The sequence below is a fragment of the Streptomyces sp. NRRL S-340 genome (genome assembly GCF_000720185.1).
Classification (GTDB): domain Bacteria; phylum Actinomycetota; class Actinomycetes; order Streptomycetales; family Streptomycetaceae; genus Streptomyces.
On record NZ_JOIY01000001.1, the window covers coordinates 239715 to 263165 of the forward strand.

Below are 23451 nucleotides of genomic sequence, written 5' to 3' on the forward strand. Positions count from 1 at the left end.
GTCCCGCGCCCCCGCCGGCTCTCGCCTCCCGTGGGTCTCCTCCGTCCCGGTCAGCTCTCGCCTCCCGGGCGGACCAGCCCCGTCTCGTAGGCCAGGACCACCGCCTGGGCGCGGCTGGCCAGGCTGAGCTTGGTCATCGTGCGGTTGAGGTGGGTCTTGACCGTGGCCTCGCTGATGAAGAGGCGGTCGGCGGCCTCGGCGTTGGTCAGGCCGCGGGCGACCAGACGGAGGACCTCGACCTCGCGGGAGGTCAGCGCGCCCAGCGCGGCCGGGGAGTCCGCGGGCGCGGCCGGGGTGTCCGGCCGCTCGGTGAACGCCTCGACCAGCCGCCGGGTGACCACGGGTGCGAACAGGGAGTCACCGCCGTGCACCGCGTTCACCGCCGCCAGCAGGCGCTCCGGGCCCGCGTCCTTGAGCAGGAAACCCGCCGCGCCGGCCCGCAGGGCCCCGTACACGTACTCGTCGAGGTCGAAGGTGGTGAGGATCAGGATGCGCGGCGCGGGATCCGGGGCCTCGGCGAGGATCTGCCGGGTCGCCTCGATGCCCGTCATCCCGGGCATGCGGATGTCCATGAGGATCACGTCCGGCCGGGTGCTCGCGGTCAGGGCCACCGCCTCCGCCCCGTCGGCGGCCTCCCCGACCACCCGCATTCCGGGGGCGGCGCGCAGCAGCGCGGCCAGTCCGCTCCGCACGAGGAACTGATCGTCCACCACCAGCACGTCGATCATTCCGAGACGGCGTCTCCCCGGCGTGCGGCCTGGTCCTGCGCCGGCGCCGGAAGGGTCAGATGCACGCCGAATCCCCCCTCGCGTCGCGGGCCGACGACGATCGTCCCCCCGTAGAGCTTGGCGCGCTCGCGCATGCCGATCAAGCCATGGCCCGTGGAGCCGGGGAATCTGGCCGGAACCGCTCCGTCGTCGGTGACCGATACGTCCAGTTCGCCCGGAAGGTAGACGAGTTCGACGACGGCGTCCGCGCCACGGGCGTGCTTCAGCACGTTGGTCAGGGCTTCCTGGACCACCCGGTAGACGCACAGCTGCACGCCGGGCGAGAGGGGTCTCGCGGTGCCGCGCACCCGCAGTTCGACGGGGACGCCGCCGGCTCTGACCCGCTCCACCATCTCCTCCAGCCGGTCGAGCCCGGGCGCCGGCTCGGTGGCGGCGCGGCCCGCCGGCGCACCGTCCGGTCCGCCCGCACCGCCGGGACCGTCGAGGGCGCCCGGTCCGTTCGTGTCGTCCGTCTCGTCCGTCTCGTCCAGCCCGTCCGCACGCAGCAGGCCGAGCATGCGCCTGAGTTCGGCCAGGGCCTCGCCGCCCGCGGAGCCGATCACGGTGAGCGCCTCGCGCGCCGTGCGGGCGTCGGTGTCGAAGACGAACCGGGCCAGGCCCGCCTGGATGTTGATGACGGCCATGTGGTGGGCGATGACGTCGTGCAGCTCGCGTGCGATGCGCACCCGTTCCAGGGCGACCTCGCGCCGGGCCCGCCGGGCCTGTTCGGCGCGGAGCTGCACGGTCAGCTCGGCGGTCCTGCGGGCGCCGTGGCCGAACCACCACAGGACGAGCGGGTAGCCGATCGCCTGGCCGATGACCGACAGCATCGTCTCGGCACCGCTGACCGCTCCCGCGTAGATCCACGTCCCGCCCAGCAGGGCCGCGCAGGCGGCGGTGGTGCGGGCGGGCCGGGTGGCGGCCACCGTGTAGAGGGCGACCATCGCGGCGGGCGAGTCCACCACCGGCCAGTGGCCGAGGGAGACGTAGACGATCCAGCTCAGGTGGACGAGGAGGAGGACGGCGACGGGGGCCCGGCCGCGCAGGGCGAGCGGCAGGTTCGCGAGGGCGACGAGGGTCCAGGCGAGGGGGTCGAGCGGGGGCCACCCCTGTGTGGCGGCCTCGGCGCCGAGCAGACACGCGACGGCCGTCGGCACCAGGGCCGTCAGGCCGTCGACCGCGCGGGGGTGGATCCGCATCGGCGGAGCCTAGTCCGCCCCCCCGGCCCCTCGCGTCACCCCTGCGCCGTACCGCGGAAGTTGTAGACCGGCGGGTGCGTACCGCACAGGTTGACGGGCGGATCCACCTGCCGCGGGATTCCGCCGTCCCGTGGGTGCCCATAGGTTCGTGCGGCGACGGCGGCACGGGGGGCCGGACCGGCGAGACGGCAACGGGGGACGTGCCGGGCCGGCCGGGGCCGCCCTACGGGGGGACGCTTGGGGGTACGGCGGCCCGTCCCTCTCCCGGGGGGAGAGCGGGACGGGCCGCCCAGCACGCACGTTCTCCTCTCCTCCCCTTCCTTCTTCCTCCCTCTTCCACGGACGGGCCGCAGGAACGTTGCTGCCTCAGTTCGCGTAGCGCGGGTGGACGAGCGTCGAGGGTGCCAGCCCGGGGACGCGGGCGCGGGACGCGGCGCGCGCGTCCGCCGCGAGGGTGCCCGTGGTGAGGGTGCGCGGGCGCGGGGCCCGTGGGTCCAGGGTCAGGGCGGGTGATGTGCGCGAGGCCAGCACGAAACCCCAGTCGCGGGGCGCGCGGGCCGCCCCGGTGGTCCGGTCGGGTCCCGCGGCGAAGCCGCACTCGCGGCCGCTCACCCGGTAGGGCACCGTCCGCAGCCCGGCCGCGCGCACCGTCGCCTCCACCGTCCAGAACACGCGCGGGCGCGCGGAGAACGGCCCCGCGTGCACCGCCAGCCGCCCGCCGGGCGCCAGGGCGCGCCGCGCCAGGTCGTAGAACTCCCGTGCGTACAGCTTGGTGCTCGCGGTGATGCCGGGATCGGGCAGGTCCTCGATCACGACGTCGTACGCCGACGCGGGGGCCCGGCGCAGCCAGCCGAAGGCGTCGCCCGTGGCCACGTGGACGCGCCGGTCGGCGTACACATGGCCGTTCAGCGCGGACAGCGCCGGGTCGGTGCGGGCGAGGCGGCCGACCGCCGGGTCGAGTTCGACGACGTCCACCCGCTGGACGCCTCGGTGGCGCAGCACCTCGCGGGCGGCGAGGCCGTCGCCGCCGCCGAGGACCAGCACGCGGGCGTGCCGTCCGGCCATCGCCGGGTGGACGAGCGCCTCGTGGTAGCGGCGCTCGTCCTGGCCGCTGACCCGCAGCCGCCCGTCGAGGAACAGGTCCAGCGGGCGACCGCCGGTGCCGCCGGTGAGGACGACCTCCTGGACGCCGGTCCGCAGCGCCACCCGCACGTCGCCGCCGTACACCGCGTGCCGGGCGGCCCGTTCGAAGTCGCCGACCATGACGGCGGCCGACGCCAGTACACCGAGCACGGCGAGGTTGACGAGGAGCAGCAGCCAGCGGGCGCGCCGGGTCAGGTCGCGGCGGAACAGCCCGAGGACGAGGCCGCCGCCGGCCACCACGTTGACCGCGCCGGTGAGCAGCGCGCCCGTCAACTGGCCCAGCAGCGGGAGCAGGAGGAAGGGGAAGGCGAGGCCGCCGACGAGCGCGCCGACGTAGTCCGCGGCGAACAGGTCGGCGACCGCGCCGCCCGCGTCCTGACGGCGGATCCGCTGGATCAGCTCCATCAGCAGCGGCACCTCGGCGCCGATCAGCAGCCCTATCGCGAGCGAGAAGGCGACCAGCAGGCAGCGCGGGCCGTTCGCCCACGGGCCGCCCCAGGCACCGGTCCAGGCGAAGACGGCGTACAGGGCCATGGCGCTCAGGCCGCCGACGAGGGCGAGGGTCGCCTCGATGGCGCCGAAGCCGATGGCGGCGTGGCGGCGCAGCCGCTTCGCGGCGAGCGATCCGATGCCCATGGCGAACACCATGACGGAGAGCACGACGGACGCCTGGGTGACCGAGTCGCCGATCAGGTACGAGGCCAGGGCGACCAGTTCGAGTTCGTACACCAGGCCGCAGGCCGCGCAGACGAAGACGCCCGCGAGGACGAGGAACCGGCCGGTGCCCGGCCGGACGGGCAGCCGCGCGGGGCGGCTCCAGGAGTGCGCCGGGGAAGGCGGGACCGGGCAGGGCGGAGCCGGGCCTGGTGGGACCGGGGTGGGCGATTCGATCACGACTGCGACGTTACGTCACGGGTGTGGCACACAGCGTCACCCACACGTGTGGAAACGGCAGTTGCCACCGCGCCGGGGCCCGGGCGCGTTCAGTTGACCGCGACCGGGGCCGGCCTGCGCGCCCCGACCCGGGTGCGGGTCGCCACCAACTGGCCGTCCTGCGGGTAGGCGTGCCAGGTGCGCCAGTGCACCTGACCGTCCTGGCGCTGCGCCAGCATCGCGGTGAAGGCGTGCGGGCTGCCCGGGAAGACACCGGCGAGACCGTGCGGGTGGTCGGCGACGAGGGCGAGCAACTCCTGGGCGCGGCCCGCGAACGAGCCGGGCGTGAGTTCCTCGACGCGCGCCGCGAACTCGTACTCCCAGTCGCCGACCCGCTTGGCGACGCCCAGGGGGAGCGGGGTGCTGGATCCGGCGATGCAGGCGACCGTCTCCGAGCAGGCACCCCGCTCCTCCTCCAGAAGGACCTGGTGGGAGGCGCCGAGCAGTCTCAACTGGAGGTTCACCCCGGCCATTTCGAGGTCGAGCACGGCCAGGGCGGGCAGCGGCTCACGCCCCAGGGCCCAGGCGAGGTCCGCCGCGCTCGTGTCGGTGTAGGAGGTGTTCAGGGTGGTGAGCATGGATCGGCTCCGCTAGCACGCAGAAGAGAGAAGGGCTGGGGACCCCGGCGCACCCCGGTCGGCATGGGGAGGACGGTCCGGTCACCCCGGTTCGGAACCCAGTTCAGAACCAGTCCGGAAGAGGTGTGAGCGGGATGTCCTGGGGGCTGCGTCGGCGAGGTAGAGCGAATCATGAACGGCGGCGCCGCCACAGCGTTTTTACCCAACATCGGAGGGTTTCCATCCCTCAGAGGGCCTACCTGCTCAACTGTTCAACCACGGCGTACGCCACGGCGCGCAAAAGGCGCGCGCATCGCGCCTCGGGTAACCGTGCGCCCGGCAGGCGCCGGCCACCGCGGAAGCCGTACGCCCGCCGGGCGGACGGAAGTTGGGCTGCCTTGAGCTGCCTCCCCCGGCTCAGCCCCCTCCCCCTCCGGCAGCCCGCCCCCGTCGGCCGTCCCCCGCGGACCGTCCTCTTCGGACCATCGCCGTCGCCGCCCCCCGGGGACCGTCCCCCTGGAGCATCGCCGTCGGCCGTCCCCGGCGACCGTCCTCCACTCCCTGGACCACCGCCGTCGGCCGCTGCCGTCGACCGGCCCCCTGGACCACCGCCGTCGGCCGCCCCCGTCAGCCGCCCCCGCACCCGCCGCCGCAGGACGAGCCGCCCCCGCACGAGGAACCACCGCCGCACGACGAGTGGCCGCCGCACGAGTGCCCCCCGCAGGAGTGGTGACCCCCCGAGTGGTGCCCCGACGAGCCGCTGTCCGACGGGCCCGCGTCCGACGACGCCCACCAGCCGGCGCCCCCGCCGCCCGCGCTGTACGACCGCACGCGCCGGCGCTTGGACAGCCGGACCCCGCCCCCGCCCCCGCGCTTCGCGCGCACGGCCGAGACCAGACAGCCGGCCACCGCCAGCACGACCAGCGCCATGAGAACTGCGGAAACCATGGCGTCACGCTCCTTCCGATCCCCCCGGGGCAGCCCCCGGAAGTCCCCCGAAACGGCCCCCCGTGGGCGTCTCGTTCGCTGCGTGACCGGGAGATGCCCGGCCACCGCACCGGCCAAAGCGCACTTGAGGAACTCCAGAGCTTGAGCGCAGGATGTCCGGCATGACCTCCAGCGCACGCCCGTTCCTCAATCGCCGGCTCGCCGAGTTCGGGACGACGATCTTCGCCGAGATGTCCGCCCTGGCCGTCTCGACCGGATCCATCAACCTGGGGCAGGGCTTCCCCGACACCGACGGTCCCGAGGAGATCCGCGAGGCCGCCGTGCGGGCGCTGCGCGAGGGACGGGGCAACCAGTACCCGCCGGGTCCGGGCGTCCCCGAGCTGCGCGCGGCCGTCGCCGACCACCAGGTGCGGCGCTACGGCCTCGACTGGGACCCGGACACGGAGGTGCTGGTCACGGCGGGCGCCACCGAGGCCATCGCGGCCACGCTGCTGGCCCTGCTGGAGCCCGGGGACGAGGTGGTCGCGCTGGAGCCGTACTACGACTCCTACGCGGCCTGCATCGCGATGGCGGGCGGCCGCCGGGTGCCGGTGACACTGCGCCCGCACGAGGGCGCCTTCCGGCTGGACCTCGACGAACTGCGCGCCGCCGTGACGGACCGCACCCGGCTGCTGCTGATCAACACCCCGCACAACCCGACCGGCACGGTCCTCACCCGCGAGGAGCTGACGGCCGTCGCCGAACTGGCCGTCGAACGCGACCTGCTGGTGGTCACCGACGAGGTGTACGAACACCTGGTCTACGACGGCGCCCACCATCCGCTCGCGGCCCTGCCCGGCATGCGTGAGCGCACCGTCTCCATCTCCTCCAGCGGCAAGACGTTCTCGTTCACCGGCTGGAAGGTCGGCTGGGTCACGGCCGCCGCCCCGCTCGTCACCGCCGTGCGCAGCGCCAAGCAGTTCCTCACGTACGTCAGCGCGGGCCCGTTCCAGTACGCGATCGCCGAGGCGCTGCGGCTGCCGGACTCCTACTTCGACGGCCTGCGCGCCGACCTGCGCCGCAAGCGGGACCTGCTCGGCGACGGCCTGCGCGCCGCCGGGTTCCAGGTCCACCAGCCCCAGGGCACGTACTTCATCACCACCGACATCTCCCCCTTCGGCGAGAAGGACGCCTACGCCTTCTGCCGCGCCCTGCCCGAACGCTGCGGCGTGGTCGCCGTCCCCAGCTCCGTCTTCTACGACGACCCCCACGCGGGCCGCACCCAGGTCCGTTTCGCCTTCTGCAAGAAGGACGAACTCCTCCTGGAGGCCGCCGACCGCCTGCGCGTCCTGGCGGCCTGACCGCCCGGGTACGGCCGAAGGGCGGTGTCTTCCGCCGGGGGGACGGGTCATCACGAGGTACGGGTGATGCGTCCCGCAATATGACCATGTGACCAGTGTCAGTGCTCTGCCACCGTCCCCGCCCGTCGCCGAGCCGGGCGCCGCGCGGAAGGTCCTGCTGCGCCCTGCCGTCACGGCAGCCGCTCTGTTCGCCGCGGTGCGCGCCGCCGGGGTGGCGGTGGCCGCCGGGGTCGCGTGGACGCACGGGAGGCATCCCCTCGCACTGCTCGGGCGGTCCTGGGACTCCCTGTGGTACCTGCGGATCGCCGCCCACGGCTACGGCTACGTCGAACGTCCCCGGCCCGGTGTCGTCCACGACGACCTGGCGTTCTTCCCGCTCTACCCCGCGCTCGTCCGCGCCGTGCACCTGCTGCTCCCGGTGAGCGGGGGCGCAGCGGGGCTGGTCGTGGCGTGGTCGGCCGCCGCGGTGGCGGCCGGCGGGATCTACGCGGTGGGCGCGCACCTGCACGGCCGCGCCGTCGGCACCGCGCTCGCCGTGCTGTGGGGACTGCTGCCGCACTCGGTCGTGCTGTCCATGGGATACAGCGAACCGGTGCTCACGGCGTGCGCCGCCTGGGCGCTGTACGCGGTGCTCGCCGGGCACTGGGTGCGGGCGGGCGCGCTCGCCGCGCTCGCCGGACTGGCCCGGCCCAACGGGGTGGCCGTCGCGGTGGCCGTGCTCGCCGCCGCGGCCGTGGCGGCGGGGCGGGCCCGCGCCCACGTTTCCCACAGGCTGTGGACGGGCGCCGCGCTCGCCCCGCTGGGCTGGACCGGCTACGTGCTGTGGGCGGGACACCGCACCGGCGACCCGCTGCGCGGGTACCTCCGGCTGCAGCGGCTGTGGGGCTCCCGCTTCGACTTCGGGCTGGGCGCCCTGCGCTTCGTCAAGCACCTCCTGCTGCACAAGGAGGCGTTCCTGTTCTTCGGCGCGCTGACCGTCGTGGCCGCGGGCCTGCTGCTGTACGCGCTGCTCGTCCTGGACCGCGCGCCGCTGCCGCTGGTGGCCTACAGCGGCGTCCTCCTGGCCCTGGCCTGCGGCGGCGCGGGCTTCTTCCAGTGCAAGCCGCGCTTCCTGCTGCCCGCCTTCCCGCTGCTGCTGCCGCTCGCGCGGGCGCTGGTGCGCACGGCGAGAGCCCGGCCCTGGCACGCGGCCGTGGTGGCCTGCGCCCTGGCCGGGCTCTCGTTCGCTTACGGCGCGTACCTGCTCGCGGTCACACACACGCCGCTGTAGGCGGGCGGGACGCCGCGGGGCTCACGCCTCGCCGTCGCCGTCCTCCGGCTTGCCGGCCTCGTCGACCTCACCCTCCAGGCCGAGCTGCTCGATGAGCCAGCGGTCGAACTCCAGGGCGGCCCGCACCCAGCTGACCGTCGAGGAGACGAAGTGCTCGATGCTCACGCCCATGCCGATCAGCATCTGCGCCTCGCCGATGAGGCGGACGGTGCCGTCGTCGTGGGTGTGCGTGTAGACCTTGGGCCACAGGGTGCGCCGGTTCCAGTCGTCGATGGACTCCAGGAGCTGCGGCTTCTCGTCGATCTGGTGCGGCCGGTCGTAGAACGTCCGCACCGAGAAGACCTGCTGGTCGTCCTCGCCGCGGAACATGAAGTACGTGCGGAACTGCTCCCACGGCGCGACGAGGTCACCCTCCTCGTCGACGAGGTGCTTGAGTTCCATCTGGTCCAGGAGCTGCTTCACGAGATCCTGATCCGGGACGACGGGGCCCGCCGGTCCTTGGGGCTGCGGCTCGGGCTGGCCCCCGAAGTTCGGAATCGAGGACGGGTCGATGCTCACCGTGTTTTTCCCTTCGTACGGATCCTGCCATCCTCCCCCATGCGGGGAGGGGGGTGGCAAGCCCCGGCGGGGCCTGTCAGCCGTGGGCTGACATGATCCGGCCCACGGGGTGACACCGTACGGGGAACGGGGGCCGAAATGGCGCGGCGGGCAGGCGGGGCGGCGGGCCGGGGCGGGGCGCCGGGGCGTCTGTGGTGGCCGGTCGCGGCGGTCTTCGCGGTGCCGGTGGCGGCGGCCGTGGCCGCCCTGCGCGTCCTCGTCGCGCAGGTGGCGGGCGGGGCGCCCGGGGACGAGCCCGGCAGGCCCCGCAAGGCGGTGTGCGCGGAGGCCCTCGCGTTCGGCGGGGCGAAGCTGCCGGCGGGCGCCCGCGACGCCCGGTGCACGGTACGGGCGTGGCTCGACACCGAGTACGAGGCCCGCTTCCGGATGCCCCGCGAGGACGTGCGCGGCTGGCTGGGCGCCGCCTATCCGGACGCGCCGCCGTCCGGGACGCCCTCCTGCGTCCCGGACTCCGCGGACATCTGCCTGGACCTCGGTCTCACCGAGGGCGACGGGAACTACGCCGGCCGCGTCCCCGGCCGCACCGACCCGGGTTTCGGTGCGTCGGCCGTCCAGGTCACCGTGAAGTACGAGGGCCCGGACCAGGCCCTCGTCACCTTCACGGCGTTCACCGTCTGAGAGTTGCGAACAAAAGGGGAGTCCGGTCAGCTCGCGGCGTCCGGTGCGTGCGATCGCAAGGCGCCGGAAGGCCCTTGTAGCGGAGCTACCAGGGCCTTCCGGCTCACCGATGGCGGTCTGCACCAGACGGCGCAGCGGCCGGGCCCCGTAGGCCGGGTCCATGCCCTCCTCGGCCAGCCACGCCAATGCCTCCGGGGTGACGTCCAGGGTCAGGCGCCGCTCCGCGAGCCGCTTGGCCAGGCGGTCGATGGCGAGCTTCGCGATCCGGCTCAGCTCGTCCTTGGTGAGCGCGGAGAAGACCACCAGGTCGTCCAGGCGGTTGAGGAACTCCGGCTTGAAGGAGGCCCGGACCACCTCCAGGACCTGTTCCTTCTTCTCCGCCTCGCTCGTGACGGGGTCGACCAGGAACTGGCTGCCCAGGTTCGAGGTCAGCACCAGGATGGCGTTGCGGAAGTCGACCGTGCGTCCCTGGCCGTCCGTGAGGCGGCCGTCGTCCAGCACCTGGAGCAGGATGTCGAAGACCTCCGGGTGCGCCTTCTCCACCTCGTCCAGCAGGACGACGCTGTACGGGCGGCGGCGGACCGCCTCGGTGAGCTGGCCGCCCTCCTCGTAGCCGACGTATCCGGGCGGGGCGCCGACCAGCCGGGCCACGCTGTGCTTCTCGCTGTACTCGGACATGTCGATGCGGACCATCGCCCGCTCGTCGTCGAAGAGGAAGTCGGCGAGCGCCTTGGCCAGCTCGGTCTTGCCGACGCCGGTGGGGCCGAGGAAGAGGAAGGAGCCGGTGGGCCGGTCCGGGTCTGCGATGCCGGCGCGGCTGCGGCGCACCGCGTCCGAGACGGCGCGCACCGCCTCGCCCTGCCCGATCAGCCGCCTGCCGATCTCGTCCTCCATGCGCAGCAGCTTCTGCGTCTCGCCCTCCAGCAGGCGGCCGGCCGGGATGCCGGTCCAGGAGGCGACGACGTCGGCGATGTCGTCGGGGCCGACCTCCTCCTTGACCATGGTGTCCTTGGCGGCCTCCTCCTCGGCGCGCGAGGCGGCCTCCAGCTCCTTCTCCAGCTCCGGGATCTCGGCGTACAGCAGCTTGGAGGCGGTGTCGAAGTCGCCGTCGCGCTGGGCGCGCTCGGCCTGGCCGCGCAGGTCGTCCAGCTTCTCCTTCAGCTCACCGACCCGGTTGAGGGACTGCTTCTCCTTCTCCCAGCGGGCGGTCAGGCCGCGCAGTTCCTCCTCCTTGTCGGCGAGGTCGCGGCGCAGCTTCTCCAGCCGCTCGCGCGAGGCCGCGTCGGTCTCCTTGTCCAGGGCCAGCTCCTCCATGCGCAGCCGGTCGACGGCGCGCTGGAGCTCGTCGATCTCGACGGGCGAGGAGTCGATCTCCATGCGGAGCCGGGAGGCCGCCTCGTCGACGAGGTCGATGGCCTTGTCGGGCAGGAAGCGGGAGGTGATGTAGCGGTCGGACAGGGTCGCGGCGGCCACCAGCGCGGAGTCGTTGATCTGCACCTTGTGGTGGGCCTCGTAGCGGCCCTTGAGTCCGCGCAGGATCGCGATGGAGTCCTCGACGCTGGGCTCGGCGACCAAAACCTGCTGGAAGCGTCGCTCCAGCGCCGGGTCCTTCTCGATCCGCTCGCGGTACTCGTCGAGCGTGGTGGCGCCGACCATGCGCAGCTCGCCGCGGGCCAGCATCGGCTTGAGCATGTTGCCCGCGTCCATGGCGGAGTCGCCGCCGGCGCCCGCGCCGACGACGGTGTGCAGCTCGTCGATGAAGGTGATGATCTGCCCGTCGGAGTCCTTGATCTCGGCGAGGACGGTCTTCAGCCGCTCCTCGAACTCGCCGCGGTACTTGGCGCCCGCGACCATCGCCCCGAGGTCCAGGGCGACCAGCCGCTTGTCCTTGAGGGACTCGGGCACGTCACCCTTGACGATCCGCTGGGCGAGCCCCTCGACGACGGCGGTCTTGCCGACGCCGGGCTCACCGATGAGGACCGGGTTGTTCTTCGTACGCCGTGACAGCACCTGCACGACACGGCGGATCTCCTGGTCCCGGCCGATGACCGGGTCCAGCTTGCCCTCACGCGCCGCGGCCGTGAAGTCGGTGCCGAACTTCTCCAGGGCCTTGTACTGGCCCTCGGGGTCGGGTGTGGTCACCCGGCGCCCTCCCCTCGCCTTCTGGAACGCCTCTTGCAGCTTCTTCGCACTCGCACCCTGCCCGGTCAGCACCTCGCCGGCGGCGCCGCCCTTCGCGGCGATGCCGACGAGCAGGTGCTCGGTGGACAGGAAGTCGTCGCCCAGCTCCCTCGCGCGGTTCTGGGCGTCCGCGATCACCGCCAGCAGCTCGCGATTGGGCTGCGGCGGCGCCACGGTGGAACCGGTCACACTCGGCAGCGACGCGAGGACACGCTCGGCGCCCGCGCGGACGGACGCCTGGTCGGCGTCGACGGCCGACAGCAGGTCGATGATGTTCTCGTTGTCCTGGCCCTCGAGCAGCGCGAGGAGCAGGTGGGCGGGGGTCAGGTCCGGGTGTCCCCCGGTCACGGCCCGGTTGCCGGCCGCCTGAATGGCGTCCCGGCTCCTGTTGGTCAGCTCGGCGTCCACGGTCGCTTCTCTCCTCCTTGGCGTCAGCGGTCCTCGCCTCAGCGGTCTGCCACGTCTCCCACTACTGACTCAGTCAACGTACACAAAGTTGAGTCTATTCCACTCAAGGCCGTTCGGCGCCTACATTCTTGCCATGGCCACCACCAGATACACCCTCGACCCGGGGGCTCCCGACGCGCCGTACCTCAGCTTCTGGCGGGAGCGGCACGTGTGCACACTGACCACCCTGCGCCCCGACGGCACCCCGCACGTCGTACCGGTCGGCGTGACCTACGACCCCGAGGCGCGGCTGGCGCGGGTGATCACGAGCAGGACGAGCACCAAGGCGAAGAACGTGCTGGCGGCCGGCGAGGAGGGAATGCCCGTGGCGGTGTGCCAGGTGGACGGCCGGCGGTGGGCCACGCTGGAGGGACGCGCCCGCGTCCGCACGGAGCCGGAGCGGGTCGCGGAGGCGGAGCGCCGCTACACCGAGCGCTACCGGCGCGCCCCGCGGGAGAACCCGCTGCGCGTGGTGATCGAGATCGAACTGACCCGGGCGCTGGGCCGCGGCTGAGCGCGGGCGGAGCGCGCGGGGGGCGCGGTCGTGGCCGGGGCGTGGACAAGGGCCTTTTCCAGCCAGAGCAGAAACAGGGTGGTATCCGTGGAAATCCACCTGAAACTGCAGCGGCGTCACCGTGTTCAGGTCACGGTGACGCCGCTGCGGGGGGAAGCACCTGAGCGATCTGTTACGACGGGGGAATCGCGTCAGGCACTGCGGGGGGTGGCTGAGATGGTCCTGATGTCGGCGGGCTCCGGCGCCACCTGCCGGTGGTCCCGCTGGTCCAGGTTCACGAAGATCATTCCGTATCGGATGGCACACCGTACGGGCTGCGGCGCCCCCCGAGGACGTCGCAGGCACCGGTACGCCCGTACGTCACCGTCCTCGTCCCGCGTCACGACGACCGGCTCTCCGAAGACGGTCACCATCAGCGAGTCACCACTGTGGGGGATGGCGGTGACCAGGTCGATGAAGTGCCAGCCGGAGCGGTAGGCGGTGGCCATTTCACGGCGGAAGGAACGGTCGTCGGGTGGTGTGGTCACATCAACTCCCGGCTCCATCTGTCGCAGCGGTGCCATTGCCCGAGGTGGTGGAGTTCACGGCCACGGCCGGCCAGGTGCTGTTCGCCTGAACATCACTCTTCGCACCGTGGATGCCACTCAGCGCGCCGAGGGCCACAACGGCGGAGAAGGCGGCGACAAGCACCGAGCGAAGCAGTCTGTTACCCATAATCGGCTTCGTCCTCACTTGAAGGTCCCCTTTTCCCCCGTCACGTACGACGATGGCTCATTCGGGCACGTCATGGCCACACAATCGGTGCATCATGTTCCTGCATGTTCAGGACCCTGGGGGGTGGAGATTTGAGTACGAATCACATAAATCCGACACATCCCCATGCGATGAGCGAGCTGTGCGGGGACGGCAGCCGCCTGTACGCGGCGGCCCTGCGTGCGGGACGTATCGCCCGCACGGAGGTGGAACCGGCACCCTGTCTGATGGAGTTCGCCCTGCTCCATCCCGATCCGGACGACCCGGACTGGCTGCGTCCCGTCTCTCCCGCCCTCGCCCTCGCCCAGCGGCTCAACCCCATCGAGCGGGAGATCACCGAACGCCGCCGGGCGGCCACCGACCTCGCAGACATCTTTGAGCCGTTCATGGCCCTGAGCGCCCAGTCCACCTCCGGCGGCGACTCGATCACCGTCCTGGAGGGCGGCGAGCGGATCAACACCGCGCTCAACCTCGCCACGGCCCAGTGCCGTACCGAGATGCTCACCGTCCAGCCCAGCGACCGGGTCTCCGAGCGCAGCGTACTGCGCGGCCTGGAACGCGACCGCCCGCTGATCGAGCGCGGCGTCCGGATCCGCACCCTGTACCAGCACACCGCACGGTACAGCCAGGAGAAGCTCGCCTACGCCGCCCATCTCGCCGACGGGAAGGTGGAGTACCGCTCCATCGACGAACTGGTGGAGCGCCTCATCGTCTGCGACGAGACGGTCGCCTTCATCCCCACCAGGGACGACCAGCAGGTCGCGCTGGAACTGCGCCACCCCGGCCTGGTCCGCTACCTGATCAAGGTCTTCGAGTTCATGTGGAGCCGCGCCGTCCCGCTGAGCGCCGGCACACCCTACGAGACCGCGCCCGACGGCATCACCGAGATCCAGCACTCCATCGCCAAACTCCTCGTCGAGGGGCACGTGGACGAGGCCATAGCCCGCCGCCTCGGCATGAACGTCCGCACCTGCCGCGCCCACATCGCCAAGCTGGCCACCGCCCTGGGCAGCGGCAGCCGCGCCCAGCTCGGCTACCTCATCGCCCAGTCCGGCATCCTCAAGCAGGAGCCCTGAACCCGCGGACCGCCACCCGGAGCCCCGCCCCTCGCCGGCAGGCGCCCTGAGCCCCGCGGGCGGAGCCGGGCAGCTCACCGGGCGGCCGCGGCTCCCCGGCCGGGAGCCGCGGGGACACCGCCCCTGCGCGGCGGCCCGTCCAGCCCCGCCTGCGCGATCCGCACCCCCAGCTGCGTACGGCTGGCCGCGCCCAGCGTCTCCGACAGCCGGGCGATGTGCGCGCGGCAGGTGCGCACGCTGATGCCCAGCCGCTCGGCGATCACCGCGTCCTGGTGGCCCTCGGCCAGCAGCGCCGCGATCGACTGCTCGCGGTGGGAGATGCCCTCGATGCCGGTGTCCGGCAGCGGCGCGGTGAGCGGGATCGCCAGCCGCCACTGCCGCTCGAAGACCGTCACCAGGTACTCCACGAGCGCCGGGTGGCGCAGTTCCAGCGCCATCGTGTGGTCGGCGTTGGCGGGGATGAAGGCCACCGTGCGGTCGAAGAGGATCAGCCGGTCGATCACCTCGTCCAGCGTGCGCGCCTCGGCCGCGTCGCCCATCAGCTCCATGTAGTTGAGCAGGCCCTGGCCGTGCCGGGCCACGTGCGTGTACAGGTCGCGCATGCGCACCCCGCGGGCGCGCAGCGCCAGCGCCCGGGGCAGCCCCTCCGACAGCTCGTGCTCGCGGCGGATCCCGCCGGGCTGCACGGTCAGCACCTCCCGCGTGCACACCTGGGTCGCCTCGTCCATCGCCGCCTGGATGCGGTTCAGGCCGTCCAGGACCCGGATGGCGCTGCCCTCGGCGCCGGCGGCGGGCACCCGCACCTGGCGGCCCAGGCCCGCGTACCGCTCGAAGGCCGCCACCGCCGAACCCACCCGCCGGTGGCTCTCGCTGACCTCGTCGTACATCCCGCGCAGCAGACGCGTCATGACCTCCTGCGGCGCGGTGGGCACCAGGAAGTCCATGTCGTCGGGGTCCGGGTGCAGCAGGGCCAGTTCAAGCAGACAGGGCACCGGATCGGCGTCGCCGCGCGGCACCCGACCGCGCCGTACGGCCCGGGAATACACCCGATCCCCGGCTTCGCACAGTCGGTCGGCGCCGTGAGGATGCTCCTGCGCCCCGTGCCCGGCCATGGCCCATCACACCCCCGGTTTCCGCGTGGTTCCGCAGCGCAACTATGCGCGGCCCGGACCGGCTGTGCAACACGGCTCCCGACGGCCCGGACACCGGAAAACACTGTTCCCGCCCGGTATGTACGGCCCTTGCCCCGCCCTGTGCGCCAAGCCGGCGGCAGCCTCACGGCCTCGGCCCGACCCGTACGGGGGACCCCCGGCCGCCGTGGCCCCCCGGCTACTTGAGGCCGGCCTCCGCGCAGTCGGCGCTGTACTTGGCCGTGCAGATGTCGGACACCTTGTAGATGCCGTCGGCGATGACCGTGTCCTTGATGTTGCTCCTGGTCATCGCGACGACGGAGACCATCTGCGACGGGATGTTCTTCGTGGTCGGGCTGTCGACCTTGTCGCGGGTGAGCGAGTCGAACTGGATGTCCTTGCCCTGGACCTTGGCGACCGCCATCTCGGCGGCGTTCTCGGCCTCGGTCGGGTAGGGCTTGTACACGCTCATGTACTGGTCACCGCTCACGATCCGCTGCACGGCGGCGAGTTCGGCGTCCTGGCCGGTGACCGGCGGCAGCTTGGTCACACCCGCCGCCTTCAGCGCCTCGATGGCCCCGCCCGCCATGCCGTCGTTGGCGGAGTAGACGGCGGCGACGCCGTTCTTGCCGAGCGCGCTGATCGCCTTGGCCATCTGGCTGCGGGCTATCTCCGCCTTCCAGTCCTTGATGTCGTAGGACCTGGCGATCGTCACCTTGCCGTTCAGCTGGGCGAGTGCGCCCGCCTTGAACTGCCTGGCGTTCGGGTCGGTCGGCGAGCCGTTGATCATGACGACCTGGGCCGAGCTGGACGCCTGCGAACCCAGCGCCTCCAGCAGCGAACGGCCCTGCACCTCGCCGACCAGTTCGTTGTCGAAGGAGATGTACGCGTCGATGGGGCCCTCGGCGAGCCGGTCGTAGGCGATGACCGGAATGCCGGCCGCCTTGGCCTTCTTCACCTGGACGGCGATCCGGTGCGCGTCGACGGCGTCGAGCAGGATGACGTCGACCTTGTCGCCGATCATCTTCTCCATCTGACTCGCCTGCCTGCTCGCGCTGGCGCCCGCGTTGGCGTACTCGACCCTGCCCTGGCGGCGGGTCAGTTCGGCGACCTTGTCCTTGACGGCGGGCGCGTCGAACCGGTCGTAGCGCGTGTTCGCCGTCTCCGGCAGGAGCAGACCCACCGTCAGGTCGTTGCCCTTGGTCGGGCTCGCCTTGCTGCTGCTCCCCGACCCCCCGAGCGCCCCGCAGGCGGCCAGCGGGAAGGTCAGCGTGGTGGCGGCCACGGCCATGGCGATACGACGCATCGAGGTGCTCACTTCTGGTGCCTTCCGGACGTGGGCGCAGCATTGCGGCCCAGGTGCCTGAAAAGCCAACGCGTCAGCCCCTACCGGCGTCAAGCGGAACCACTTAACGAGATGACAACACCACGCTCCGCTTCCTGTGTGGCGGCTTTGCGGACACTTGCGGAATCTTCTCCAAACACCCTTTACCGACCCTCCACCCGGTGTGCGCCGCAGGGCGGTTCAGGAACGGCCCATCGACGGGCCATCGAAGGGCAAAGATTCCAGCGGCCGTCCGGGCGGCCGGTGGGGAGCGGTGAGGGGAGCCGGGAGCCGTCGCAGGGCGGCCCGAGTGCGGCGGGTGACCCTCCACCGCTGCGGCGAAGCGGTGCCGAAGTGAAGATCGGTCACGAACGGACGAAGAGGGAGGATGAACACGCCGCGAGCCGCCGGGGGAACGCAGGACCGGCCGGGCCGGCGGCACGTCTCTCGTCTCTCTTCGCTCTCTCATCCGGCTCACCGCCGCTCGTCGTGCCGTACGCTCCGGCCCGCCGCCGTGCGGCCCGCGGCTCACCCGCCGCTGACGAGCCGAGAGGGGCCCGGATCGCTCCGGGCCCCTCTCAGCCGTGCGTGTGTCCGGGCAGCGCACGCGTCGGCCGGGCGCGTGCGCGGGACGGTCCGCCGTGGCGGCGGGCGTCAGTCCGGGGACTGCTGCCGTTTGGGCCGCCACACCACCAGCGCGCTGGTCTGCTGCACCTCCTGGTACGGGACGAGGTCCCGGCGGTAGGAGGCGTGGACGGCGGCCTCGCGCTGGCGCATCGTGGCCGCGGCGCCCTCCAGGGCCGACTGCAGCTCCGCGACACGGGACTGCAGCGCGGCGACCTGGTTCTCCAGTTCGATGATCCGCTTGATGCCTGCCAGGTTGATGCCCTCGTCCTGCGACAACTGCTGCACCTGACGGAGCAGTTCGATGTCGCGGGCCGAGTAGCGGCGGCCCCGGCCCGCGGTGCGGTCCGGGGACACCAGGCCCAGCCGGTCGTACTGACGGAGCGTCTGCGGGTGCAGTCCGGACAGCTGCGCCGCCACGGAGATGACGTACACCGGTGTGTCTTCCGTCAGTTCGTACGGGTTGCGGCGGCGGCCGTCCATCTCCCTCATGCTCCCTTCGCGGCCTCGAACAGCTCGGCCCGCGGGTCCTCGCCCGCTCTCGCCTCGCGATACGCCTCCAGCGCGTCACGAGCCTTCCCCGACACGTCCTTGGGAACACTCACCTCGACGGTGACCAGCAGGTCCCCGCGGGTGCCGTCCTTGCGGACCGCGCCCTTGCCGCGGGCCCGCATGGTCCGCCCGTTGGGCGTGCCCGGGGGCAGCTTGAGCGTCACCGGCGGCCCGCCGAGCGTGGGCACCCGCACCTCGCCGCCGAGCGCGGCCTCGTCGAAGGTGACCGGCACGGTGACGGTGAGGTTGTCGCCCTTGCGCCCGAAGACCGGGTGGTCACCGACGTGCACCACCACGTACAGGTCGCCCGCCGGACCGCCGCGCTCGCCCGGGGTGCCCTTGCCGCGCAGCCGGATCCGCTGCCCGTCCGAGACCCCGGCCGGGATGCGGACCTGCATCGTCCGGGACGACTTGGCACGCCCGGAGCCGGCGCAGACCTCGCACGGGTTCTCCGCGATCAGCCCGCGGCCCTTGCAGTCGGGGCACGGGTCGGTCAGCGAGAAACCGCCGCCGGAGCCGCGCGCCACCTGCCCGGTGCCGACACAGGTCGGGCACACCCGCGGCGTGCCGTTCTTGTCGCCGGTGCCCGAACAGGCCTTGCACGGCGCCTGCGAGGACATCCGCAGCGGGACCGTGGCGCCCTCGATGGCCTCCGTGAAGCTCAGCGTGACCTCGGACTCGATGTCCTGGCCGCGCCGCGGCTGCGTCCGCGTGCCCGCTCCGGCGCCGCCCCGGTTGAACAGGCCCCCGAAGACGTCACCGATCCCGCCGCCGAAGCCGCCGGATGCGCCGCCCCCCTGGGCGCCCCCTCCGAAGAGGTCGCCCAGGTCGAAGTTGAACGAGCCGCCGCCCGCCCCGGGACCGGGACGGAAGCCGCCGCCCCCGAACAGGGCGCGGGCGTCGTCGTACTCCTTGCGCTTCTTGGGGTCGCCGAGGACGTCGTTCGCCTCGGAGATCTCCTTGAAGCGCTCCTCGGCCTTGGCGTTGCCCTTGTTGGCGTCCGGGTGGTACTCGCGGGCGAGCTTGCGGTACGCCTTCTTGATCTCGGCCTCGGTGGCGTCCTTGGGGACGCCGAGGACCTTGTAGAAGTCCTTCTCGATGAAGTCCTTGGTGCTCATCCCCGACGTCCCTCCTCTCCTGCGTCGATGCCTATTACGTCAGCCCTCCTCCGGGCCACCGCTGTCCTTGTCGTCGGCCTGCTCGGCGCCCTTGTCCTTGCCGGACTCGTCGGCCGCCTTGACCGTCTGCGCGCCGGGCTGGGGCTCGGCCACCGCCACCCGCGCGGGGCGGATGGTGCGCTCGCCGATCCGGTACCCGGGCTGCAGGATCGCCACGCAGGTCGTCTCGGTGACGTCCGGCGCGTAACTGTGCATCAGGGCTTCGTGGATCGTCGGGTCGAAGGGCTCGCCCTCCTTGCCGAACTGCTGCAGCCCCATCTTGGCCGCCACGGTCTCCAGCGACTCGGCGACGGACTTGAAACCGCCCACCAGTTCGCCGTGTTCCCGCGCGCGCCCGATGTCGTCGAGCACGGGCAGCAGCTCGGTCAGGAGGTTCGCGATGGCGATCTCCTTGACCGCGACCCGGTCCCGCTCGACCCGGCGCCGGTAGTTCTGGTACTCGGCCTGCAGCCGCTGGAGGTCCGCCGTGCGCTCGCCGAGCGCGGTGCGCACCTGGTCCAGCTGGGCCGTCAGACCGGCCGACTGAGCGGCGTCCCCGGCCGGGGCCGCCCCCTCCTCCTTGGCGGAGGAGGCGGCCTTCGGCTCGGCGTCGTCGGAGGTGGCGCCGGAGGGGACGTCGGGCTGCTGCTCGTCGAAGCCCGGGGTCTCCTCCGTCACGCGGCACCGTCCTTGCGCTCGTCGTCGACGATCTCGGCGTCCACCACGTCGTCGTCGGCCTTCGCCTGGGAGGCACCGGCCTCACCGGCACCGCCCGCGGCCTGAGCGCCCTGGGCGTCGGCGTACATCGCCTGGCCGAGCTTCTGGGAGACGGCGGCGACCTTCTCCGTGGCGGTGCGGATCTCGGCGGTGTCCTCGCCCTTGAGCTTCTCCTTCAGCTCGGCGACGGCCTCCTCGACCTCGGTCTTGACCTCGCCCGGGACCTTGTCCTCGTTGTCCTTGAGGAACTTCTCGGTCTGGTAGACGAGCTGCTCGCCCTGGTTGCGGGTCTCGGCGGCCTCGCGGCGGCGGTGGTCCTCCTCCGCGTACTGCTCGGCCTCCTGGCGCATGCGGTCGACCTCGTCCTTCGGCAGCGAGGAGCCGCCGGTGACGGTCATCTTCTGCTCCTTGCCCGTGCCCAGGTCCTTGGCGGTCACGTGCATGATGCCGTTGGCGTCGATGTCGAAGGACACCTCGATCTGCGGGACGCCGCGCGGCGCCGGCGGCAGACCGGTCAGCTCGAACATGCCGAGCTTCTTGTTGTACGCCGCGATCTCGCGCTCGCCCTGGTAGACCTGGATCTGCACCGACGGCTGGTTGTCCTCGGCCGTCGTGAAGATCTCCGAACGCTTGGTCGGGATCGTGGTGTTGCGCTCGATCAGCTTGGTCATGATGCCGCCCTTGGTCTCGATGCCGAGGGACAGCGGGGTCACGTCGAGGAGCAGGACGTCCTTGACCTCGCCCTTGAGGACACCGGCCTGGAGCGAGGCGCCGATGGCGACGACCTCGTCCGGGTTCACACCCTTGTTGGCCTCCTTGCCGCCGGTCAGCTCCTTGACCAGTTCGGCGACGGCGGGCATACGGGTGGAGCCGCCGACGAGGACGACGTGGTCGATCTCGTTGATCGAGATGCCGGCGTCCTTGATGACGTTGTGGAACGGCGTCTTGCAGCGCTCCAGCAGGTCCGCGGTCAGCTGCTGGAACTGGGCGCGGGTGAGCTTCTCGTCCAGGTGCAGCGGGCCCTCGGCGGACGCGGTGATGTAGGGCAGGTTGATCGAGGTCTCGGTGGACGAGGACAGCTCGATCTTGGCCTTCTCCGCCGCCTCGCGCAGGCGCTGGAGGGCCATCTTGTCCTTGGACAGGTCCACGCCGTGGCCGGACTGGAACTGCTTGACCAGGTAGTCGACGACGCGCTGGTCCCAGTCGTCACCGCCGAGGTGGTTGTCACCGTTGGTGGCCTTCACCTCGACGACGCCGTCGCCGATCTCCAGCAGCGAGACGTCGAACGTGCCGCCACCGAGGTCGAAGACGAGGATCGTCTGGTCGTCCTTGTCGAGGCCGTACGCCAGGGCGGCGGCGGTCGGCTCGTTGACGATGCGCAGGACGTTCAGACCGGCGATCTCACCGGCCTCCTTGGTGGCCTGGCGCTCGGCGTCGTTGAAGTACGCCGGGACGGTGATGACCGCGTCGGTCACCTTCTCGCCCAGGTAGGCCTCGGCGTCCCGCTTCAGCTTCTGCAGCACGAAGGCGCTGATCTGCTGCGGGTTGAAGTCCTTGCCGTCCAGGTTGATCTTCCAGTCGGTGCCCATGTGGCGCTTGACCGACCGGATGGTCCTGTCGACGTTGGTGACCGCCTGGCGCTTGGCCACCTCGCCGACCAGCACCTCGCCGTTCTTGGCGAAGGCGACGACGGACGGCGTGGTCCTGGCGCCCTCTGCGTTGGTGATGACGGTGGGCTCGCCGCCCTCCAGAACGCTGACGACGGAGTTAGTCGTGCCCAGGTCGATGCCGACCGCACGTGCCATGGTGAGTTCCTCCAGCTGACTTGAGTGCAACGGACTCAAGTGTGCACGACGGCGGCGCCGGGGTCAACAGACCTGAGTCAAGCGGGCTCAACTCTTATCCATCCCTTACACGCAAGGCCTCTCTGACCTGCGGTGATGTCATCTGCTGAGGAGGAGGAGAGGGGTACCCGAAGGGGGAACGCCGGGCTCCCTCGGGGCCGTACCCGTATCCGAACCCGGGCACGGCCCCCGCTCCGTACTCCTCCCCGTACCCCTCCCCGTACCCCTCTTCGTACCGCCCCCGGGAGCGGGGTGCGGGGCGCGGGCCGCCGGCGGAGGGCGCCTCGGTGCGGGGGCCGCGCAGGTCACCGGCGAACGGCGCCTCGGTGCGGGGGCCGCGCACGCCGGCCGACGGGGCGCGGGTCCCGGGATCGGCTCCGGGTGCCCGCAGCGGCAGCCGCCGCACACCGCCGCCCAGGGCGCGAAGGGCTCCCAGGGCCGCGCCCGCCCCCTTCGCGCCCGTCGCCGCACGCCCGCTCCGGCGCGCACCCCCGCTCCGGCCGGCGGCCGCGCTCCCCTTCTTCCTTCCGCCGCCCCCGTCCGCGCCCGCCTCGGCCCGCGCCCGGGGGGCGCAGACACCGGCGGACGCGCTCGGGGAGAGCGACGCGGCCGGCGCGGCCGCGAGGGCCGGCGAGGTCCGCGTGCCGGTGACGTACGTCCGGGTACGGCTGGTGTGGCCGCCGTGCCGGCCGGTGTGCCCGGCATGCCCCGCCGGGCGGCGCGGGCCGTACACCCGGACGCGCAGCAGCCCGAGGACGGCCGGCAGCAGCACCCCGGCCGTCCACAGCGCACTCACCGGCGCGAGCCACCCCGTGTGCACCAGGACGCCGACGAGCACGGTGGCGAAGGTGACGGTGCCGAGCAGGACCGTCGCGCCCGGCGGGGTGAGACCCAGCTTGCGCAGCCGGTGGGCGAGGTGGTCGGGGCCCCGGCGCACCACCGACCGCCCGGCCAGCCGCCGGGAGAGCACGACGAGCACCGCGTCGGCGGTCGCCGTGGCGGTGAGCGCGAACAGGACGGCGGCCGTCGACCCGGCGTCGTACCCCGTACGGACCAGTACGGCGGACGCGGCGAGCACGAACCCCGTGAACAGGGAGCCGCAGGCGCCGAACGCGATCCGCGCGGGATGCCAGTTGTGCATGAGGAAGCCGGTGAGGGCGGCGGCGAGCACGCTCAGCAGCACCGCCAGGTCGTCCATCACCTCGGCCGCCGCGCAGACGCCCGCGCCGAACGCGACGAGCACGCCCACCGTGCCGGCCAGGCCGTCGACGTGGTCGAGCCCCCGGAAGGCGACCGCGGCGCAGGCGATCCAGACCACGGCGGCGATCCCGGCGGGCACCCCGGTCTCGTCGTAGGGCACCACGAACGCCGCCGCGACGACCGACCCCACCAGCAGCAGCCACGTCTTCAGCCGCCACACGTCCGCGACCAGCCCGAGCACGGCGACCCCGGCGCCCGCCGCCAGCAGCCTGCCCACGCCGTCGCTCAGCGGAGCCGCGCCCGTCCAGCCGCCCGCCGCCGCGACCAGGCAGGTGCTGCCCACCACCGCGGCCCCGCCCAGCAGCGGCACCGGCCGCACCCGCCGCCGGTCGACCAGCCCGAGCCGCAGCGCGGGCACCCGCAGCAGGGCCGAGAGCACGGCGGCGAGGAACAGGGCGGCGGTGGCGGTGGCGATCCCGTAGAGCACGGTTCTTAAATTAGGTGCATATCGGTCGATCGGGTGTGAATAACACGATCAG

Annotated in this window: 18 protein-coding genes and 1 pseudogene; 4 read left to right on the forward strand and 15 right to left on the reverse strand. The window is 72.5% G+C overall.

Translation table 11 applies throughout. From position 1 onward, the window contains the following. Window positions 1-50 precede the first annotated feature (50 nt). From IG64_RS01000 to IG64_RS01020, 5 genes are all read right to left on the reverse strand, one after another. Window positions 51-728, reverse strand: coding sequence for a response regulator transcription factor (locus IG64_RS01000; protein WP_037850780.1), 678 nt, complete (start codon window positions 726-728; stop codon window positions 51-53). Then, window positions 725-1966, reverse strand: coding sequence for a sensor histidine kinase (locus tag IG64_RS01005; protein ID WP_037850782.1), 1242 nt, complete (start codon window positions 1964-1966; stop codon window positions 725-727). Before IG64_RS01005 ends, IG64_RS01000 begins: the two co-directional genes overlap by 4 nt. A 366-nt stretch (window positions 1967-2332) precedes the next feature. Beyond that, window positions 2333-4003: a polyamine aminopropyltransferase gene (locus IG64_RS01010; protein ID WP_037850784.1), complete on the reverse strand. Its 1671-nt coding sequence runs from the start codon at window positions 4001-4003 to the stop codon at window positions 2333-2335. A gap of 89 nt (window positions 4004-4092) precedes the next feature. After that, the gene (locus tag IG64_RS01015; RefSeq protein ID WP_037850786.1) at window positions 4093-4620 is read right to left on the reverse strand and encodes a DUF2617 family protein; all 528 of its coding nucleotides are present in this window, start codon (window positions 4618-4620) and stop codon (window positions 4093-4095) included. Between the two features lie 606 nt (window positions 4621-5226). Then, a complete protein-coding gene (locus IG64_RS01020; RefSeq protein WP_037850789.1) occupies window positions 5227-5547 on the reverse strand; it encodes a hypothetical protein in 321 nt (106 codons plus the stop codon). A 152-nt stretch (window positions 5548-5699) separates the two neighbouring features. Between IG64_RS01020 and IG64_RS01025 the strand changes: the two genes are divergently transcribed. Beyond that, window positions 5700-6887 carry a pyridoxal phosphate-dependent aminotransferase gene (locus IG64_RS01025; RefSeq protein WP_037850792.1) on the forward strand — a complete coding sequence of 396 codons (1188 nt, stop codon included), beginning with the start codon at window positions 5700-5702 and terminating at the stop codon, window positions 6885-6887. Window positions 6888-6975: 88 nt separating this feature from the next. After that, complete coding sequence (locus IG64_RS01030; protein ID WP_037850795.1) at window positions 6976-8157, forward strand: membrane protein; 1182 nt, start codon at window positions 6976-6978, stop codon at window positions 8155-8157. Window positions 8158-8178: 21 nt separating this feature from the next. On the opposite strand, the gene IG64_RS42775 is transcribed toward IG64_RS01030, so the two are convergent. Beyond that, window positions 8179-9516: a YbjN domain-containing protein gene (locus IG64_RS42775; RefSeq protein ID WP_267883392.1), complete on the reverse strand. Its 1338-nt coding sequence runs from the start codon at window positions 9514-9516 to the stop codon at window positions 8179-8181. Continuing rightward, a pseudogene (clpB, locus tag IG64_RS01035) lies at window positions 9496-11982 on the reverse strand (ATP-dependent chaperone ClpB); the annotation flags it as partial. The gene IG64_RS42775 and the pseudogene clpB, both read right to left, overlap by 21 nt. A 133-nt stretch (window positions 11983-12115) precedes the next feature. Here clpB and IG64_RS01040 point away from each other — a divergent pair. Further along, window positions 12116-12535 (forward strand): pyridoxamine 5'-phosphate oxidase family protein, encoded by a 420-nt coding sequence (locus IG64_RS01040; RefSeq protein WP_037850798.1) that lies wholly within the window; start codon window positions 12116-12118, stop codon window positions 12533-12535. A 191-nt stretch (window positions 12536-12726) separates the two neighbouring features. On the opposite strand, the gene IG64_RS01045 is transcribed toward IG64_RS01040, so the two are convergent. After that, window positions 12727-13062 (reverse strand): hypothetical protein, encoded by a 336-nt coding sequence (locus IG64_RS01045; RefSeq protein ID WP_026252727.1) that lies wholly within the window; start codon window positions 13060-13062, stop codon window positions 12727-12729. Window positions 13063-13419: 357 nt separating this feature from the next. Here IG64_RS01045 and IG64_RS01050 point away from each other — a divergent pair, with 357 nt between their 5' ends. After that, window positions 13420-14364, forward strand: a complete 945-nt coding sequence (locus tag IG64_RS01050) for a hypothetical protein (RefSeq protein WP_051812196.1) — start codon at window positions 13420-13422, stop codon at window positions 14362-14364. A gap of 74 nt (window positions 14365-14438) precedes the next feature. On the opposite strand, the gene IG64_RS01055 is transcribed toward IG64_RS01050, so the two are convergent. From IG64_RS01055 to IG64_RS43160, 7 genes are all read right to left on the reverse strand, one after another. Then, the gene (locus tag IG64_RS01055; RefSeq protein WP_037850805.1) at window positions 14439-15476 is read right to left on the reverse strand and encodes a helix-turn-helix domain-containing protein; all 1038 of its coding nucleotides are present in this window, start codon (window positions 15474-15476) and stop codon (window positions 14439-14441) included. Between the two features lie 217 nt (window positions 15477-15693). Further along, window positions 15694-16800, reverse strand: coding sequence for a sugar ABC transporter substrate-binding protein (locus IG64_RS01060; RefSeq protein WP_107474118.1), 1107 nt, complete (start codon window positions 16798-16800; stop codon window positions 15694-15696). Window positions 16801-17472: 672 nt separating this feature from the next. Beyond that, complete coding sequence (locus IG64_RS01065; RefSeq protein WP_037850809.1) at window positions 17473-17925, reverse strand: heat shock protein transcriptional repressor HspR; 453 nt, start codon at window positions 17923-17925, stop codon at window positions 17473-17475. A gap of 5 nt (window positions 17926-17930) precedes the next feature. After that, complete coding sequence (gene dnaJ, locus IG64_RS01070) at window positions 17931-19112, reverse strand: molecular chaperone DnaJ (protein WP_037850811.1); 1182 nt, start codon at window positions 19110-19112, stop codon at window positions 17931-17933. A 39-nt stretch (window positions 19113-19151) separates the two neighbouring features. Then, the gene (grpE, locus tag IG64_RS01075) at window positions 19152-19829 is read right to left on the reverse strand and encodes a nucleotide exchange factor GrpE (protein WP_037850814.1); all 678 of its coding nucleotides are present in this window, start codon (window positions 19827-19829) and stop codon (window positions 19152-19154) included. Beyond that, a complete protein-coding gene (gene dnaK / locus IG64_RS01080; protein ID WP_037850817.1) occupies window positions 19826-21673 on the reverse strand; it encodes a molecular chaperone DnaK in 1848 nt (615 codons plus the stop codon). The genes grpE and dnaK overlap by 4 nt, the downstream gene beginning before the upstream one ends. Window positions 21674-21767: 94 nt before the next feature. Continuing rightward, a complete protein-coding gene (locus IG64_RS43160; protein ID WP_037850821.1) occupies window positions 21768-23399 on the reverse strand; it encodes an MraY family glycosyltransferase in 1632 nt (543 codons plus the stop codon). Window positions 23400-23451: the final 52 nt, after the last annotated feature.

What these genes read in the sequence shown, in the direction of transcription:
- IG64_RS01000 (WP_037850780.1), bottom strand. Translation starts at nt 728, where the DNA reads ATGATCGACGTGCTGGTGGTGGACGATCAGTTCCTCGTGCGGAGCGGA.
- IG64_RS01005 (WP_037850782.1), bottom strand. Translation starts at nt 1,966, where the DNA reads ATGCGGATCCACCCCCGCGCGGTCGACGGCCTGACGGCCCTGGTGCCG.
- IG64_RS01015 (WP_037850786.1), bottom strand. Translation starts at nt 4,620, where the DNA reads ATGCTCACCACCCTGAACACCTCCTACACCGACACGAGCGCGGCGGAC.
- IG64_RS01020 (WP_037850789.1), bottom strand. Translation starts at nt 5,547, where the DNA reads ATGGTTTCCGCAGTTCTCATGGCGCTGGTCGTGCTGGCGGTGGCCGGC.
- IG64_RS01025 (WP_037850792.1), top strand. Translation starts at nt 5,700, where the DNA reads ATGTCCGGCATGACCTCCAGCGCACGCCCGTTCCTCAATCGCCGGCTC.
- IG64_RS01040 (WP_037850798.1), top strand. Translation starts at nt 12,116, where the DNA reads ATGGCCACCACCAGATACACCCTCGACCCGGGGGCTCCCGACGCGCCG.
- IG64_RS01050 (WP_051812196.1), top strand. Translation starts at nt 13,420, where the DNA reads ATGAGCGAGCTGTGCGGGGACGGCAGCCGCCTGTACGCGGCGGCCCTG.
- IG64_RS01055 (WP_037850805.1), bottom strand. Translation starts at nt 15,476, where the DNA reads ATGGCCGGGCACGGGGCGCAGGAGCATCCTCACGGCGCCGACCGACTG.
- IG64_RS01060 (WP_107474118.1), bottom strand. Translation starts at nt 16,800, where the DNA reads ATGCGTCGTATCGCCATGGCCGTGGCCGCCACCACGCTGACCTTCCCG.
- IG64_RS01065 (WP_037850809.1), bottom strand. Translation starts at nt 17,925, where the DNA reads ATGGACGGCCGCCGCCGCAACCCGTACGAACTGACGGAAGACACACCG.
- dnaJ (WP_037850811.1), bottom strand. Translation starts at nt 19,112, where the DNA reads ATGAGCACCAAGGACTTCATCGAGAAGGACTTCTACAAGGTCCTCGGC.
- dnaK (WP_037850817.1), bottom strand. Translation starts at nt 21,673, where the DNA reads ATGGCACGTGCGGTCGGCATCGACCTGGGCACGACTAACTCCGTCGTC.